16 protein-coding genes are annotated in these 15,792 nt (G+C 68.2%); 3 read left to right on the top strand and 13 right to left on the bottom strand.

The genetic code is table 11. The features are described 5' to 3' along the window. Positions 1 to 88 precede the first annotated feature (88 nt). Positions 89 to 1,384: a homogentisate 1,2-dioxygenase gene (gene hmgA, locus ACQY72_RS07440; RefSeq protein WP_428156605.1), complete on the top strand. Its 1,296-nt coding sequence runs from the start codon at positions 89 to 91 to the stop codon at positions 1,382 to 1,384. Further along, positions 1,381 to 1,743, top strand: coding sequence for a hypothetical protein (locus ACQY72_RS07435; RefSeq protein ID WP_428156604.1), 363 nt, complete (start codon positions 1,381 to 1,383; stop codon positions 1,741 to 1,743). Before hmgA ends, ACQY72_RS07435 begins: the two co-directional genes overlap by 4 nt. Positions 1,744 to 1,823: 80 nt before the next feature. On the opposite strand, the gene ACQY72_RS07430 is transcribed toward ACQY72_RS07435, so the two are convergent. The 13 genes from ACQY72_RS07430 to ACQY72_RS07370 all read right to left on the bottom strand — a co-directional run bounded on the left by ACQY72_RS07430 (position 1,824) and on the right by ACQY72_RS07370 (position 14,188). Then, the gene (locus ACQY72_RS07430) at positions 1,824 to 2,129 is read right to left on the bottom strand and encodes a hypothetical protein (protein WP_428156603.1); all 306 of its coding nucleotides are present in this window, start codon (positions 2,127 to 2,129) and stop codon (positions 1,824 to 1,826) included. Positions 2,130 to 2,221: 92 nt separating this feature from the next. Next, on the bottom strand, positions 2,222 to 3,193 hold the full coding sequence (gene glk / locus ACQY72_RS07425; protein ID WP_428156602.1) for a glucokinase: 972 nt from the start codon (positions 3,191 to 3,193) through the stop codon (positions 2,222 to 2,224). A 30-nt stretch (positions 3,194 to 3,223) separates the two neighbouring features. Then, entirely contained in the window at positions 3,224 to 5,113 is a 1,890-nt protein-coding gene (gene edd / locus ACQY72_RS07420) for a phosphogluconate dehydratase (RefSeq protein ID WP_428156601.1), read from the bottom strand. Next, entirely contained in the window at positions 5,113 to 5,829 is a 717-nt protein-coding gene (pgl, locus tag ACQY72_RS07415; RefSeq protein ID WP_428156600.1) for a 6-phosphogluconolactonase, read from the bottom strand. The genes edd and pgl overlap by 1 nt, the downstream gene beginning before the upstream one ends. After that, a complete protein-coding gene (gene zwf / locus ACQY72_RS07410) occupies positions 5,822 to 7,282 on the bottom strand; it encodes a glucose-6-phosphate dehydrogenase (protein WP_428156599.1) in 1,461 nt (486 codons plus the stop codon). The genes pgl and zwf overlap by 8 nt, the downstream gene beginning before the upstream one ends. Before the next feature lie 48 nt (positions 7,283 to 7,330). Further along, positions 7,331 to 7,957 carry a bifunctional phosphoribosyl-AMP cyclohydrolase/phosphoribosyl-ATP diphosphatase HisIE gene (gene hisIE / locus ACQY72_RS07405; RefSeq protein WP_428156598.1) on the bottom strand — a complete coding sequence of 209 codons (627 nt, stop codon included), beginning with the start codon at positions 7,955 to 7,957 and terminating at the stop codon, positions 7,331 to 7,333. Next, entirely contained in the window at positions 7,954 to 8,721 is a 768-nt protein-coding gene (hisF, locus tag ACQY72_RS07400; RefSeq protein WP_428156597.1) for an imidazole glycerol phosphate synthase subunit HisF, read from the bottom strand. The genes hisIE and hisF overlap by 4 nt, the downstream gene beginning before the upstream one ends. Beyond that, on the bottom strand, positions 8,718 to 9,455 hold the full coding sequence (gene hisA / locus ACQY72_RS07395) for a 1-(5-phosphoribosyl)-5-[(5-phosphoribosylamino)methylideneamino]imidazole-4-carboxamide isomerase (RefSeq protein ID WP_428156596.1): 738 nt from the start codon (positions 9,453 to 9,455) through the stop codon (positions 8,718 to 8,720). Before hisA ends, hisF begins: the two co-directional genes overlap by 4 nt. After that, on the bottom strand, positions 9,449 to 10,051 hold the full coding sequence (hisH, locus tag ACQY72_RS07390) for an imidazole glycerol phosphate synthase subunit HisH (RefSeq protein WP_428156595.1): 603 nt from the start codon (positions 10,049 to 10,051) through the stop codon (positions 9,449 to 9,451). Before hisH ends, hisA begins: the two co-directional genes overlap by 7 nt. Next, the gene (gene hisB / locus ACQY72_RS07385) at positions 10,048 to 11,472 is read right to left on the bottom strand and encodes an imidazoleglycerol-phosphate dehydratase HisB (protein ID WP_428156594.1); all 1,425 of its coding nucleotides are present in this window, start codon (positions 11,470 to 11,472) and stop codon (positions 10,048 to 10,050) included. Before hisB ends, hisH begins: the two co-directional genes overlap by 4 nt. 202 nt (positions 11,473 to 11,674) lie before the next feature. Then, entirely contained in the window at positions 11,675 to 13,006 is a 1,332-nt protein-coding gene (hisD, locus tag ACQY72_RS07380) for a histidinol dehydrogenase (protein ID WP_428156593.1), read from the bottom strand. Then, complete coding sequence (hisG, locus tag ACQY72_RS07375) at positions 13,006 to 13,887, bottom strand: ATP phosphoribosyltransferase (RefSeq protein ID WP_428156592.1); 882 nt, start codon at positions 13,885 to 13,887, stop codon at positions 13,006 to 13,008. The genes hisD and hisG overlap by 1 nt, the downstream gene beginning before the upstream one ends. Positions 13,888 to 13,897: 10 nt before the next feature. Further along, the gene (locus tag ACQY72_RS07370) at positions 13,898 to 14,188 is read right to left on the bottom strand and encodes a YerC/YecD family TrpR-related protein (protein WP_428156591.1); all 291 of its coding nucleotides are present in this window, start codon (positions 14,186 to 14,188) and stop codon (positions 13,898 to 13,900) included. Between the two features lie 149 nt (positions 14,189 to 14,337). Between ACQY72_RS07370 and ACQY72_RS07365 the strand changes: the two genes are divergently transcribed. After that, positions 14,338 to 15,543, top strand: coding sequence for an NAD(P)/FAD-dependent oxidoreductase (locus ACQY72_RS07365; RefSeq protein ID WP_428156590.1), 1,206 nt, complete (start codon positions 14,338 to 14,340; stop codon positions 15,541 to 15,543). The last annotated feature ends 249 nt before the right edge of the window (positions 15,544 to 15,792 follow it).

Genomic DNA, 15,792 nt, shown 5'->3' with positions numbered 1-15,792 from the left:
ACGCGCCACCCGCCAAGCTGTTGCCTCGCCGCAAAAGGGTGACGCTGACCCAAGGGACGGCTAAACCGACGCCATAGGGAGACACGACATGACGCGATCCAACGCGCCCGCCTATCTGACCGGCTTCGGCAATCATTTCGCCACCGAGGCCGCGCCCGGCGCCCTGCCTGTGGGCCGGAACTCGCCGCAGAAGACGCCGATGGGCCTGTATGCCGAACAGCTGTCGGGCACGGCCTTCACCTCCCCGCGCGCCGAGAACCGCCGCAGCTGGCTGTATCGCCTGCGCCCCTCGGCCCAACACGGGCCTTACACGCCCTTCGATCAGGGGCTGGTGCGCTCCGGCCCGTTCGACGAGACGCCGCCCAATCCCAACCGGATGCGCTGGGATCCGCTGCCGATGCCGCAGGCGCCGACCGACTGGGTCGAGGGGCTGACGACCTATGGCGGCAATGGCGAGCCGGACGCGGGCGCAGGCGCGGGCATCCACCTCTATGTCGCCAACCGTTCGATGACCGACCGGGTCTTCTACGACGCCGACGGCGAGCTGCTGATCGTGCCGCAAGAAGGGGCGCATCGCTTTGTCACCGAGATGGGCGTGATCGAGGCCGAGCCGGGCCATGTGGTCCTGATCCCGCGCGGCGTGCGCTTCCGCGTTGAGGTAGACGGGCCGGTGCGGGGTTATATCTGCGAGAACTACGGCAGTCCGTTCCGCCTGCCAGATCTGGGCCCCATCGGATCGAACGGCCTGGCCAATCCGCGCGACTTCGAAGCCCCGGTTGCGGCCTATGAAGACGTGGATCGCCCGACCCAGTGCGTTCAGAAATACGGCGGCCGCCTATGGGCCACCACCTTCGATCACAGCCCGCTGGACGTGGTCGCCTGGCACGGCAACCTGGCGCCCTGCCGCTATGACACGGCGCGGTTCAACACGATCAACACCGTCAGCTTCGACCACCCGGACCCGTCGATCTTCACCGTTCTGACCAGCCCGTCCGAGACGCCGGGCACCGCCAACATCGACTTCGTCATCTTCCCGCCGCGCTGGATGGTAGCCGAACAGACCTTCCGCCCGCCCTGGTTCCACCGCAACGTGATGAGCGAGTTCATGGGGCTGGTGACCGGCGCCTATGACGCCAAGGCCGGCGGCTTCGCGCCGGGCGGCGCGTCCCTGCACAACCGCATGAGCGGTCATGGTCCCGACCAGGCCAGCTATGAAGGGGCGATCAAGGCGGAGCTGAAACCGCACAAGATCACCGACACCCTGGCCTTCATGTTCGAAACCCGCGCACCGATCCGCGTCACGAAATGGGCGTCGGAATCACCGCAGATGCAGCTCGACTACGACGACTGCTGGTCAGGCTTCACCAAAGGACAGATCTCATGATCCGTATTTCCCTCATCGCCGCCGTCGCCTTGCTGGCTGCCGCCTGCTCGTCCCAACCGACGGGCTCCGCCGCCGATGCGCCGATGCAGAGCGCGGACGCGGCGTCCTGCGCCACGCGTGGCGGAACGATGCAACAGGTCGGCCGGATGCAGTCCTGGCAGTGCGTCGTCCGCTATGCCGACGCCGGCAAACGCTGCACCGACGGCGATCAATGCCAGGCGGACTGCCGCATCGAGGGCAACAGCGGCGTCGCGCCGGGCGCAACGACGGCCGGCGTCTGTCAGGCCACCAGCGACCGTTTCGGCTGCAACACCCCGGTCGAGGACGGCAAGGCCGGCCCGACCCTCTGCATCGACTGACCCTTCAGGCACGAAAAAGCCCCCGTCGCGAACGACGGGGGCTGATCCATCCGTAAACGGATTTAGTGGGTCGCCAAACCTTAGTGGGTCGAAGGCGTGTTGGCCGTGGTGGCGCCGCCGTCGGCGTTGCCGGCTTGCTGCTCGACCATGTCGGCCTTGCGGTCGGCGTTCTCCTCGACCTGATCGGCCTGGGCGTTCAGAGCGCCGGCCTGAGCGGCGGTCGGAGCGGTCGCGGCTTGGGCTTCCAGCTGATCGGCGCGGGCTTCGCCCGTCGCTTCGATGGCGTCGGCTTGTTTTTCAGCGGTTTTGTCGGCGGCGCTTTCACCGCAGGCGGCGACGCCGGCGAGCATGAACAGCGATGCGGCGGCGATGGCGAACTTTTTCATTTGAGTTTCCTCTCCTAGGTGGAAACTCGAAAACGCCACGGCGCTGGTTCGGTTCACGCCGCCGTGAGATTTTCGTGATCGCCCGAGTTTTTTCAGTCCTCGGACTGGGCGAAGGCGACGCGCGCGGCGCCCAGCAGGGCGGCGTGTCTGTGCATGATCACCTTGGTCGGAATCTCGGACATATAGTCCTTGAATCGGCCCTTGCGCTCGAACCGCTGGCGGAAGGGGCTGGCTTTGATGAAGGGCAGGATGCGCGGAACGATGCCGCCGGCGATATAGACGCCGCCGCGCGCGCCTGTGGTCAGGGCGATGTCGCCGGCGACCGCACCCAGGATGGCGCAGAAACGGGCCAGGGTCGCGCCGCACGGGCTGTTGGGGTCCGCCATCGCCGTCTCGGTGATCTGGGCCGGATCGTCGATATGGGTCTCGCGGCCGTCGATCTCGGCCAGGGCCCGGTGCATGTTCAACAGGCCGGGGCCGCAGATCAGGCGCTCGATCGACACCCGGTCATAGCGACGACGCAGGATGCGCAGGATCTCGTCCTCGATCGGATCGCCAGGGGGGAAACAGGCGTGGCCGCCCTCGGACGGCATGGCCATCTCCTTGCCGACCGCATCGCGCACCAGGGCCGAGACGCCGAAGCCGGTGCCCGGCCCCATGACCGCGACGGTGCAATGCGGATCGCCTTCGGCTGGCCCGCCCAGGCTTTCCAGCTGGTCTTCCGGCACCACGGGGGCGCCCCAGGCCAAGGCCTCGAAATCGTTGATCAGTTTGACCGGCTTGAGCCCCAGGGTCTGAAGCTCGCTTTCCGACACCTGCCAGGGCGAGTTGGTCAGGTCGATGGCGCCGTCGGTGACCGGGCCGGCCACGGCGATGACGCCGCCCGTCGGCTTGACGTCGCAGCCGTCAACGTAGGCGGCGACGCCTTCCAGGAAGGTCGGATAGGTCTCGGCCGGGAAGCTCTCGTGGTGGTCCAGCACGGGTTTGCCGTCCACCATACGGGCCACGGCGAAGCGGGCGTTGGTGCCGCCGACATCACCGACGAGGAGGGTCTTGTCATTCATTGGGGCGTTTCCTGCGCTCGGTTCGGTGGATCAGGCGTCCACGGTCCGGTCGACGAAGTTGGGGTTGGGCGGCGTGTCGTCATGACCGCGTGAACCGGTCGGGACGGCGAAACAGACGGTCGCCCCCTGTTCGGCTGTGGTGACCACATGGCGGAAGGCGCCGAACAGTTCGCGGCCATAGCCCCAGGACGAGCCCTCGGCGTTGGCGTCGGACCGGGCGGCGAGGGGACGGGCGGTCAGGTCGGCGATCCCGACTGTGGTCAGGACCCCGGCCTCGGCGTCCAGGCGGATGATGTCGCCATCCTGCACATGGGCCAGCGGCCCGCCGGCGAGGGCCTCGGGCGAGACGTGGATGGCGGCGGGCGTCTTGCCGCTGGCGCCCGACATGCGGCCGTCGGTGACGAAGGCGACCTTGAACCCCTTGTCCTGAATGACCGACAGGGCCGGCGACAGGCTGTGCAACTCGGGCATGCCGTTGGCCTTCGGTCCCTGGAAGCGCAGGACCACGACCACGTCGCGGAACAGCTTGCCGTCCCGGAAGGCCTGGAGCGCGTCTTCTTGGGTCTCGAATACGGCGGCAGGAGCTTCGACGATGCGGTTCTCAGGCTTGACCGCCGAAATCTTGATGACCGCGCGGCCCAGGTCGCCCTTGACCAGGCGCAGCCCACCCTCCTTGTCGAACGGGTTCGAAGCGGGGCGCAGGATGTCCAGGTCCAGGCTTTCCGCCACACCGTCGCGCCAGACCAGTTCGCCGTCCACCATCGACGGTTCCTGGAAATAGGCTTCGATGCCCTGACCCATGATGGTGGTCACGTCGCTGTGGATGTTGCCCGCCTTGGCCAGTTCGCGGGCGATGAAGGCGACGCCGCCGGCGGCCTGGAAGGCGTTCACGTCGGCCGAGCCGTTGGGATAGACGCGGGCCAGAAGCGGGGTAACGGAGGACAGCTCGTCCATGTCGGTCCAGTCGACCAGCACGCCGGCCGCCCGCGCCATGGCGACCAGGTGTATGGCGTGGTTGGTCGAACCGCCGGTGGCCAAGAGGGCCACGATCATGTTGACGATGGACTTCTCGCTGATGACGTCGGCCATGCGGCATTCGCCGCTGCGGGCCAGTTCGACCGCCCGCTTGGCCGCCGCCGCCGTCAGGGCGTCGCGCAGGCCGGTGTCGGGGTGGACGAAGGCGGTGGACGGCATGTGCAAGCCGCCCAGCTCCATCATCATCTGATTGGAGTTGGCTGTACCGTAGAAGGTGCAGGTGCCGGGCGAGTGGTAGCTGCCGATCTCGCTTTCCAGCAGGGTGTGGCGATCCACCTTGTTCTGCGCATATTCGGCGCGGACGCGGGCCTTTTCCGCATTCGGAATGCCGGACGGCATCGGGCCTGCCGGGGCGAAGACGACGGGCAGGTGGCCGAAGGCCAGGGCGCCCATGAACAGGCCGGGCACGATCTTGTCGCAGACGCCCAGCATCAGGGCGGAATCGAAGGCGTCGTGCGTCAGGGCGACGCCCGTGGACATGGCGATCACGTCGCGGCTGAACAGCGACAGCTCCATGCCCGGACGACCTTGGGTGACGCCATCGCACATGGCGGGAGTGCCGCCCGCGACCTGAGCCGTGGCGCCGACTTCGCGCACGGCTTTGCGCACCACTTCGGGGAAGCGTTCGAACGGCTGGTGGGCCGACAGCATGTCGTTATAGGCGGTGACGATGCCCAGGTTGGGCTTGGATCCATCCATCGCCGTCAGCTTGTCGGCGATGGTCTGACCGGCGAAGGCGTGGGCCCAGTTGGCGCAGCTCAGCTTGGCCCGACCAACGCCAGAGTCGCGGGCGGCGTCCATGCGACGGATGTAGTCGGCGCGAGTCTCGCGGCTTTTTTCGACGATGCGGGCGGTGACCGCGGCGACCGTGGGGTGAAGCGTCATCAGCTTTCCTCCGTCCACAGAACTTCAAGGGGAACGCCGGCGGCGATCAAGGCGGCGATGGGCTGAATCCTGGGATCGCCCTGCGCCTGTTCTTCGAACACGCGACGCTTGGTGGCGCCCTTCAGGCCCAGGATCACCCGGCCGGCCGACATCAGATAGGGCAGGTTGATCGACAGGCGCTCGATGGTCGGCGCCATGCCGTCGCGACCGTGCGGCACGCCCAGGACGGTCGGCTTCAGCGCCGGGGTCAGCAGGGTCTTCAGCGTCGGGCTTTCGGGGAACATCGAGCAGATATGGCCATCCTCGCCCATGCCGAGAAGAACCGCGTCGAAACGCCCTCCCGCATCGGCCAGGGCCTTGGCCGCCACGATGCCCGCGCGGTCCACCGTGACCTCGGGCGTATAGAGGGGGATGAAGCGCGCCGCAGCCGCCTTGTCCTGCAACAGCACGTCGCGGATCAGGCGGGCGTTCGATTCCGGCGAGGTCTCGGGCACATAGCGCTCGTCCACCAGGGTCACGGCGATCCTGGCCCAGTCCAGATCGGTCGCGGCGAGGCGGCGATAAACCGGGGCGGGCGTCGAGCCGCCAGGACCGGCGAACAGTGCGCGGCCATTGTCGCGCACGGCGGCGCCCAGGGTCTCGGCCAGGCGCGCGGCGATGGCCTCGGCCCAGGCGTCGACGGTGGGGAAGGCTTCGATGGGGTGGGCTTCAGACATCGGTCGTGTTCCAGTCGCGGCCGGTCCGCATCATCAGCATGTCGGCGCTGTCGGGGCCCCAGGTGCCGGCGACGTATTCGTCAGGCTTCAGGCCGGATTCGGCCCAGGCCTCGGACACCTCGTCCACCCATTTCCAGGCCTGCTCGGCCTCGTCGCGGCGCACGAACAGGGTCGAGTCGCCCGCCATCGCGTCCAGCAACAGGCGCTCATAGGCGATGCGGCGGCGCGGCGGGGCCGCGGACTTGCCGTCCACACCCCACGACAGGCTCATCTTGATCGGCTGAAGCTGCATGCGGCGATCCAAACCGGGGCGCTTGTTCATCACCGTCAGCGAGATGTCTTCCTCGGGCTGAAGCTCGATGATCATGCGGTTGGCCTGCACTTCTCCCCGGTCGTCGCGGTCGAAGATAGAGTGGGGCAGCGGCTTGAACTGGATGACGATCTCGGTGCGCTTCTCGGGCAGGCGCTTGCCGGTCCGCATGAAGAAGGGCACGCCGGCCCAGCGCCAGTTGTCGATGTCGGCGCGTACGGCGACGAAGGTTTCGGTGTCGGACGGCTGCCCGCGCTCCTCGTCATAGCCCTTGGCCGGCTTGCCCTCTGAGACGCCCGCCACATACTGGCCGCGCACGGTGACGCGCTCGGCCTCGTCCACCGTGACGGGACGCAGAGATCGCAGCACCTTGACCTTCTCGTTGCGCACCGAATCCGGGTCCAGGTCGCTGGGCGGCTCCATCGCCACCAGACACAGCAGCTGCAGCATGTGGTTCTGCAGCATGTCGCGAAGCGCGCCGTATTCGTCGTAGTAGGGCCAGCGGTCGCCGACCCCCACCGTCTCGCCGATCGTGATCTGGACGTGATCGATCGACAGGTTGTTCCACAGCGGCTCGAAGATCGTATTGCCGAAGCGCAGGGCGATCAGGTTCTGAACCGTCTCCTTGCCCAGATAGTGGTCGATGCGGAACACCTGGCTCTCGCTGAAGGCGTGGGCCACGGCGTCGTCGATCTCCAGGAAGGACTTCAGGTCGCGCCCGACCGGCTTTTCCAGCACGATGCGGCAGTTCTTGTCCGCCAGACCCGCCGCCTTCATCGCCGTGACGATGCGGGCGTAGAGCGAGGGGGAGACGGCCAGGAAGGAGGTGACCTCGCCGTCGCCGACCTTGTCCTTCAGGGGCTTGAGGCTGTCGGGCGAGGTGGCGTCCACGGCCAGATAGTCCAGTCGGGCCTTCATCTTTGTCCAGCTGGTTTCGTCCCAGGCCTGGTCGGCCTCGGCGCGGGCCTTCACGGCCTCATGAACCTTGGCGATATAGTCGTCGGCGCTCTCTTCCGAGCGGGCGGCGCCGATGATCTTCAGCCCTTCAGGCAGAAGGCCGTCGTGTTCGAGGAAATACAGCGACGGCAGCAGCATGCGCATCGCCAGATCGCCGCCGCCGCCGAACAGAATGAGAGCCGCCATAGAATTTCCCTCGACTGTCCCATTTGTCGGGACGCACGCCTTTACGGCCTAGCCGCTGTCTTTGGCCGCTTCCGCACGCGAGGCCAACACGTCCAGCACGTCCTGAAACACCATGTTACGGGCATGGAGAAGAACGAGCAGGTGATAGATCAAATCCGCAGCCTCGCTGGCGAGTTCCTCGTCAGGGCCTGCGACGCCGGCCAGAGCGGTCTCGACTCCCTCTTCACCGACCTTCTGGGCGATGCGTTTGGGCCCTTGGGCGATTAGTTTGGCGGTCCAGCTTTCGGACGGATCGGCGGCGGCGCGAACGGCGATGGTCTGTTCCAGCCGGGCGATGCGGCCCACGCCCGGCGCGTCTGCCTCGCCGAAACAGCTGGTCCGGTTCAGGTGGCAGGCGTTGCCGACCGGCTTCACCGACAGGACCAGGGCGTCGTTGTCGCAGTCGGGCGTTACTGCGACGACATGCAGCCGGTCCCCCGAGGTCTCGCCCTTGCGCCAGCGTCCGCCGCGCGAGCGCGAGAAGAAGGTGGCCTCGCCGGACGCGAGGGTCTCGTCCAAGGCCGGGCGGTCCATATAGGCCAGAGTCAAGACCTGCAGCGTCGCGGCGTCCTGCACCACCACGGGAACCAGGCCATTCCCTTTTTCGAAATCGATGGTGTTGGGGTCGAGGGTCATATCCGCATCTCCAGGCCTTGGTCGGCCAGGTATCGTTTCAAGTCGGGGATGGCTATCGCGCCGGTGTGGAAGACGCTGGCGGCCAGGGCGCCGGAGACGTCGGCTTGTTCGAACACATCCTTGAAATGCTCGGGTGCGCCGGCGCCGCCCGAGGCGATCAGGGGGATGGTCAGGCGCGCGCGGGCGGCGGACAGTTGTTCGATGTCATAGCCGCGTCGAACCCCGTCCTGGTCGATGCAGTTCAGCACGATCTCGCCGGCGCCCAGGCCCTGCGCCTCATCCAGCCAGTCCAGGGTGCGCTTGCCGGCGTGGCGGCGCGCATCGGGATCGCCGGTGTATTTGTGGACCACCCATTCGCCGTTCTCCAGACGGCTGTCGACGCCGACGACGACGCACTGGCTGCCCAGCCGCGCGGCCATGTCGGCGATCAGTTCCGGGCGTTCCAGAGCGGGGGAGTTGATCGAGACCTTGTCCGCCCCGTGATCCAGGCAACGCGCCGCCTGGTCCACGCTGCGGATGCCGCCGGCGACGCAGAAGGGGATGTCCAGCAGCCGGGCGATATCCTTGATCCAGCCATAGTCCAGCGTCCGCCCCTCGGGGCTGGCGGTGATGTCGTAGAAGACCAGTTCGTCGGCGCCCGCATCGCGATAACGAGCGGCCAGTTCCGCCGCGTCGCCCATGTCGGTGTGGCCGACGAACTTCACGCCCTTGACCACCCGGCCGTCCTTCACGTCCAGGCAGGGGATGATGCGCCGCGCTGTCATGCGCGCCTGGCCGTCGCGATGGCTTCGGGCAGGGTGAAGCGGTTCTCGTACAGCGCACGTCCCACGATGGCGCCGTGGCAGCCTAGGGCCTTCACTGCCGCGATGTCCTCCAGCGACGAAACTCCGCCCGAGGCCTGGAGCACCAGGTCGGGGCGTCGCTGCCGGATTTCCGCCAGCAGATCCAGGTTCGGCCCGGTCATTGCGCCGTCGCGGCCGACGTCGGTGACCAGCAGGTGCTTGGCCGTCCCCTTGGGATAGCGATCCAGCGCCTCCCACAGAGTCACGCCCGACGACTGGGTCCAGCCTTTGAGGGCAGGGACGGGTACGCCGTCCTCGATCTTGACATCCAGGGCCAGGGTGATGCGTTCGACGCCGAAGCCCTTGAGCCAGGCGGCGACGTCGTTGGGCTGGGTCACCGCCAGCGAGCCGACGACGACGCGCGACACGCCCGCGTCCAGCAGCTTGGCCACGTCATTGGCCCCGCGCACTCCGCCGCCCGACTGGATCTTGACGTCGATGGCCTGGGTCAGTTCGCCGATCAGGCCGTGCTGACGCGCCTCGCCCGCCTCCGCGCCGTCCAGATCGACGATGTGGATCCACTGCGCGCCCTCGGTCGCGAAGGCGGTCAGCCGGGCGGCCGGCTGTTCGTCATATTGCGTCACCTGGTCGAACTTGCCGTGCATCAGGCGCACGCAGACGCCGTCCTTCAGGTCGATGGCGGGATAGATCAGCATGACAGGCCCAGGAAGTTCTTGAGGATGGTCGCCCCGGCCTCGGCCGAGCGTTCGGGGTGAAACTGACAGCCCCAGCGGTTGGCGGATCGCACCATGGCCGGGACGGGGCCGCCATAGTCGGCGCGGGCCAGGGTCGCCGGGCCATCGGGACAGACGAAGCCGTGAACGAAATAGGCGTAGGCGCCGTCGGCGACGCCGTCCAGCAGCGGGTCGTCGCGCTCCCGCGTCAGGCGGCTCCAGCCCATGTGCGGCACCGGCAGATCGCCCGCCGGTTCCAGCCGGGTCACAGTGCCCGGGATCAGGTCCAGCAGGTCGACGCCCTCGCCCTCCTCGCTGGCGCCGAACAGCAGTTGCTGGCCCAGGCAGACGCCGAGCAGGGGACGGGAGAAGGCGCGGATCGGTTCGATAAGGCCCAGTTCGGTCAGGCGGTTCATGGCGTAACCGGCCGCGCCGACGCCGGGCAGGATGACCCGTTCGGCGTCCGCGATCACGGCGGGATCGTCGGTTAAGCGCACGGTCGCGCCCAGCCGCTCCAGCGCGAACTGGACCGAGGCGACGTTGCCGGCGCCGTAGGCGATGACGGCGACCTCGGTCACAGCACCCCCTTCGTGCTGGGCACCGCGTCGCCCTCGACGCGGATGGCCTGGCGCAGGGCGCGCCCGAAGGCCTTGTAGACGGCCTCGGTCTTGTGGTGGTCGTCCTGGCCGGTGACCTTGATGTGGACGGCGGCGCCCATCGCTTCCGCCAATGAGCGGAAGACGTGGGCCGTCAGGTCGGTGCGATAGTCGCCGATGAAGGGGGTGTCGAACGTGCCCTCGAACAGCGGATAGGGACGGCCGGACAGGTCGATGGAGACGGTGGCGTTGGCCTCGTCCATCGGCAGGACGAAGCCGTAGCGGGCGATGCCTTTACGCTCGCCCAGCGCCTGTTTCAGCGCCTGGCCCAGGGCGATGGCGCTGTCCTCGATGGTGTGGTGCGGGTCGGTGTGCAGGTCGCCCTCGCACTGAAGCCGCAGGGAGAAGCCGCCGTGGGCCGCGATCTGCTCCAGCATGTGATCGAAGAAGCCGACGCCGGTTTCGATCTTGATCGGGCCGGGGGCGTCCAGATCGACGGCGCAGACGATCCGGGTCTCCTTGGTGTCGCGCACGGCCTGGCCGACGCGGGCCGGACGGCGCTTGGCGGGCGTCAGGCCGAAGGCGGCCAACAGCCGGTCGTTGATCTCGGGCTTGATCGAGACGGGCAGACGCAGGCGGTCGCCGGACAGGTCGGCCTCGACGCCGTAGGCCTTCAGACCGGCCAGGGCGGCGGCGGGGTCTTCCGGCCGGGCCATGATGATGGGGCCGACGCCGGGTTCGACCGTCATCTGGCGGCCCAGTTCGCGGGCGACCCGCTCGCGCTCGCGCCGGACCGAGGCGATCCGCTCGGCGGTTTCGATCATTCGGGAAGGGTCCAGCGCCTGCATCGCCAGCCGCACCAGGGGTTCGGGCAGGGCATAGGGTTCCAGCACCGAGGCCAGGCGGGCCAGGGTCGGGGCTTGCGCGATGGCGGCGCCGACGCGGGCGCCGGCGAGGCCATAGGCGAGGGACAGGCTGCGCAGCACGACAACGTTCGGCAGATCGGCGACGACCGTGACGGCCGAGACGCTGTCGGAGAACTCGATCAGGCCCTCGTCCACCACCAGGAGGGCGGGGGCGACGCGGGCGGCCATTTCGGCGACGGCCTCCGGCGAGCCCAGCGCGCGGATGACCACGACTGCGGGTTCGCCCTGGGCCGGATAGATGGCGGCGAGACTGTCGTAGGGCTCGGCCTTGGGCGCCTCGACCGAACCGCCGTCGCGGGCGGCGAGGCGCCAGGCCAGCTCCAGCCCGTGGGTCAGGCCACGCAACGGCAGGACCTGGTCGGCGGGCACGGCGTAGATCGCGGCCATGCGGGCGCCCAGAGCCGAGGCGTCGCCAGGATAGCGGTCCAGGCCCTCGCCGCCGGAGACCAGCGGGGGATAGGGGGCGGGCAGGGTCATTGGATGGCGCCCCGGACAAAACGAGGTGCAATCAGTGCAATTGGTCTCAAATCGGCGCCCGAAAAACAGGGTGCAATGTGTGCAATTCGCCTGGATGCGGTCACGATAAAAGAGGGTGCAATTGGTGCACTTCGTCCATTCAGCGCTGGGCGACGCATAGGAGGTGGGGCGGGGGCGGGGCCTTGTCCAGAGGCTGCGGCGTTCATCCCTCGCTCCTCAGATCGGCGGCGCGGGCGTGGGCTTCGAGGCCTTCCATCCGGGCGAGGCGGGCGGCGATGGGGGCGAGCGCACGGGCGCCGGCCTCGGAGACCAGCTGGACCGACATGGTGGTCATGAAGCTGGCCGTGGTGACGCCACCCAGGGTGCGGGCGCCGCCGTCGGTGGGCAGGACGTGGCTGGGGCCTGCGGCGTAGTCGCCCAGGGTCTCGGCCGCGAAACGCCCGACGAAGACGGCGCCGGCGGCGTTGATGGAATCGACCAGCGGTTCGGGATCGTCGATCTGGATCGCCAAATGTTCGGGGCCATAGAGGTTGGCCACCTCCGCAGCGGCGTCGAGGTCGCGGACCAGGATGGCGCGGGCCTCGTTCAGCGAGGCGCGGGCGATGGCTTCGCGGGGCAGGGTCGCGATCTGAACCTCAACCTCCGACAGGATATAGTCGATGGTGGCGCGACTAGTGGAGACCAGGATGACCTGGGCGTCCGCGTCATGTTCCGCCTGGCTCAGCAGGTCGGCGGCGGCGATCTCGGGCGCGGCGTCGCGGTCGACGATGACCATGAGTTCTGACGGTCCGGCGGGCATGTCCACGGCGGGTCCGCCGGCCCCGAACCGACTTTGGGCGGACGCCTGTTTCTTGGCCTCAGCCACATAGGCGTTGCCGGGGCCGAACAGCTTGTCGCAGGCCGGAATGATCCCGTCCTCCAGTTCAACGCCGAAGGTCAGGGCGGCGATGGCCTGGGCGCCGCCCATCAGCCAGAGGGCGTCCAAGCCGGCCTCGGCGGCGGCCAGGATCATGGCAGGGTGGACGCCGCCGTTCTTGTCGGGTGGAGTGACGGCGACGCGCTGGCCCACGCCCGCGACCCCGGCCGGAATGGCCAGCATCAGCAGGGAAGAGAACAGGGGCGCGGTGCCGCCGGGGATGTAGAGGCCGGCCGAGGCGATGGGGCGCCAGGCCAGTTTCGAGCGCACGCCGGGCGTGGTCTCGATGAAGGGGGTGTCTTCCGGCCTGGTCGCCTGATGGAAGACGCGGACGTTCTCGGCCGCCATGCGCAGGGCGCGGGCGTCGGCGGGCGGCAGGGCGCCCCGCGCCTCGGCGACGACGCCGGGCGTGATGGCGATGCGGCGGGGCGGCGCCTTGTCCAGCTTCAGGCACCAGTCGGTGACGGCCGCGCCGCCGCGCATCCGCACGTCGTCCAGGATGGTGCGGACCACGTCGGTCACGTCGCCGGCCGTGCGTTGGGCCGGGCGGGCCAGGGCCGCCGTCTTGCCGGCGGCGTCGAGGGACGACCAGTCGATGCGTTTGAAGGCCGTGGTCATCACATCATCTTCTCGATGGGCAGGACCAGGATGGCCGAGGCGCCGGCGGCCTTCAGCTTCTCCAACGTCTCCCAGAAGACGGCCTCCTGACAGACGGCGTGGACGGCGACCGCATCGTCACGACCCATCAGGGGCATGACAGTGGGCGAACCGGCGCCGGGCAGGATGGCGGTGATCTCATCGAGCGCCGAACGCGGCGCGTTCAGCATGACGTATTTGGCGCCCTGCGAGGACACCACGCCCGACATGCGTTCGATGACGCTGTCCAGCAGGTGCTGCAGGCCGGGCTCGGGCGCGACGGGGGACTGGATCAGGACCGCCTGGCTTTCCAGCACCGTGTCCTTTGCGCCCAGGCCGTTGGCCTCCAGTGTGGCGCCGGTCGAGACCAGGTCGCAAATGGCGGCGGCCAGTTTCAGCCGGGGCGCGACCTCGACGGCGCCGCGCATGACGACGATCTCGGCCTTGACCCCACGCTCGTCCAGGAAGCGGCGCAGGATCTTGGGATAGGAGGTGGCGATGCGCAGCCCGTCCAGCGAGGCCGGGCCGTCATAGGCCAGGGTCGGGGGCGTGGCGATCTTCAGCGTGCAGCGGCCGAAGCCCAGCGGCATGATCACGGAGGCGTTGGCCCCGCCGTTTTTTCCCTCTTCCAACACGTTCTCGCCGACGATCCCCAGGTCGCAGACGCCGTCGGCCACGAAGGTGGGGATGTCGTCGTCGCGGACGCGCAGCAGGTCGATCGGATAGTTCTCGACCCGATAGAGCAGGTCGTTGTGGCCCTTGACCCATTTCAGACCCGCGTCGCGGATCAGGTCGAGGCTGCGGTCGGCCAGACGGCCGGATTTCTGGACGGCGATGCGAAGCCGGCCTTGGACGGTGCTCATGTTCGGATACTCAGTTCTTGTTCTTCAGGCGATCCAGGGCGAGGCGATAGCCCTGATGCGGCATGTCTTTCAGATAACGGGCGACGCGGACGACTGTGGTGGGGCTGGCGTGGGCCTCGGCCGCGATCTCGCGATAGGATTTGCCGCCGGCGTCCAGCAGCCGCGCCACCTGCCAGCGCTCGGAGAACGCCCGCAGTTCCGTAGGGGTGCAGAGATCGGCAAGAAAGGCGTCGATCTCCGCGCGCGTCTGCATCGACAGCAGGGCGTCATGAAGGGCGTCACGGGCGGGCGGAGTGGTCATGCGCGTTCCACTATGCTGTAACAATGGAACGGTCAAGGGGAGCACGTGAGTCGTGATTGGTGACTCGTGATTGGTGTGGGCTTCAGTCACGGCTCACGATTCACCAATCACGACTTACGCACACTCGTTCACCGCTCTACATCACCCCCATGACCAAGATCCTCATCATCGGCGCCGGGCATGCCGGCGGCTCCGTCGCGGCGTTTCTGCGGCAGTACGGCCATGAGGGGCCGATCGTGCTAGCGGGCGAGGAGGATGCACCGCCGTATCAGCGGCCGCCCCTGTCCAAGGCCTGGCTGAAGGGCGAGGCGGATCTGGAGGCGCTGCTGTTGCGGCCGCTGAGCTTCTATGCCGAGCAGAACATCGACTTCCGGCCCTCGACGGTCGCCGTGTCGGTGGACCCGGAGGCGAAGACGGTCGCCTTCCATGACGGATCGAGCGAGACCTATGACGTGCTGGTCCTGGCGACGGGATCGACGGCGCGGAAACTGCCGGTTCCGGGCGGGGATCATCCGGACCTGCTGGAACTGCGGACGCTGAAGGACGCCGAACGGCTGAAGGCCGTGCTGGGGCCGGGCAGGCGGCTGGCGGTGGTCGGCGGCGGCTATGTCGGGCTGGAGGCGGCGGCCTCGGCCCGCGCCCTGGGCGCCGAGGCGGTGGTGATCGAACGGGCGCCGCGCGTGCTGGCGCGGGTGGCGTCCGAGACGCTGTCGGTCTTCTTTACGGCCCAGCACAAGGCGCATGGGGTCGAAATCCTGACCGGGGCCGAGGTCGTCGCCGTGGCCCATGACGGTGTGACCCTGGCGGACGGATCGGTGGTGCGGGCGGACGCGGTGCTGGTCGGGGTCGGGGCGCTGGCGTGTGACAGCCTGGCGCGGTCGGCGGGTCTGACCTGTGACGACGGTGTGGTGGTGGACGAGCAGGCGCGGACCAGCGGTCCGGCCATCTTCGCCGTCGGCGACATGACGCGGCGGCCAATACCTGTTCACGGCGGGGTGCATCACCGGCTGGAGAGCGTGCCCAATGCGCTGGAACAGGCCAAGCAGGCGTCGGCGGCCATTGTCGGGCGCGCCGGACCGACGCCCGAGGTGCCGTGGTTCTGGTCGGACCAGTATGACTTCAAGCTGCAGATCGCCGGCTTGCCGTTCGACGCCGACCGCCAGGTGGTGCGCGGCGATCCGTCAGTAGGGGGATTTGCGGTGTTTCACCTGAACGGCGACCGCATCGTCTGTGTCGAGGCCGTCAACGCCCCGCCGGAGTTCATGGGCGGCAAGCAACTGATCGGGAAGGCGACGCCGGTGGATTTGGAAAAGCTGGCCGATCCGGCGGTGTCGATGAAGGCCGTGGCGGCCTGATCGTCACCTCCCTATGCGCGAAGGCGCATGGGGAGGACAGACCGCGAAGCGGTCAGGAGGGGGCGACTCCGACGGCGAAGGCGACCTCCTAAAATATTCAAAGACCGAGTCGCCCCCTCCTGGTCGCTGCGCGACCTGTCCTCCCCGCTCGCCTTCGCGAACGGAGAGGTAGGCGTCGCCGCAGTGCAACAAAACTGTTGCGCTTTTCGTTTGGGGACGTTCAAGCTGCGACTTCAACGCGGCGGGGGC

The sequence above is a fragment of the Brevundimonas sp. genome (genome assembly GCF_965279155.1).
Lineage (GTDB): Bacteria > Pseudomonadota > Alphaproteobacteria > Caulobacterales > Caulobacteraceae > Brevundimonas.
The sequence above is the reverse complement of the archived record's forward strand: the minus strand, read 5'-3'. Positions and strand labels throughout refer to the sequence as shown.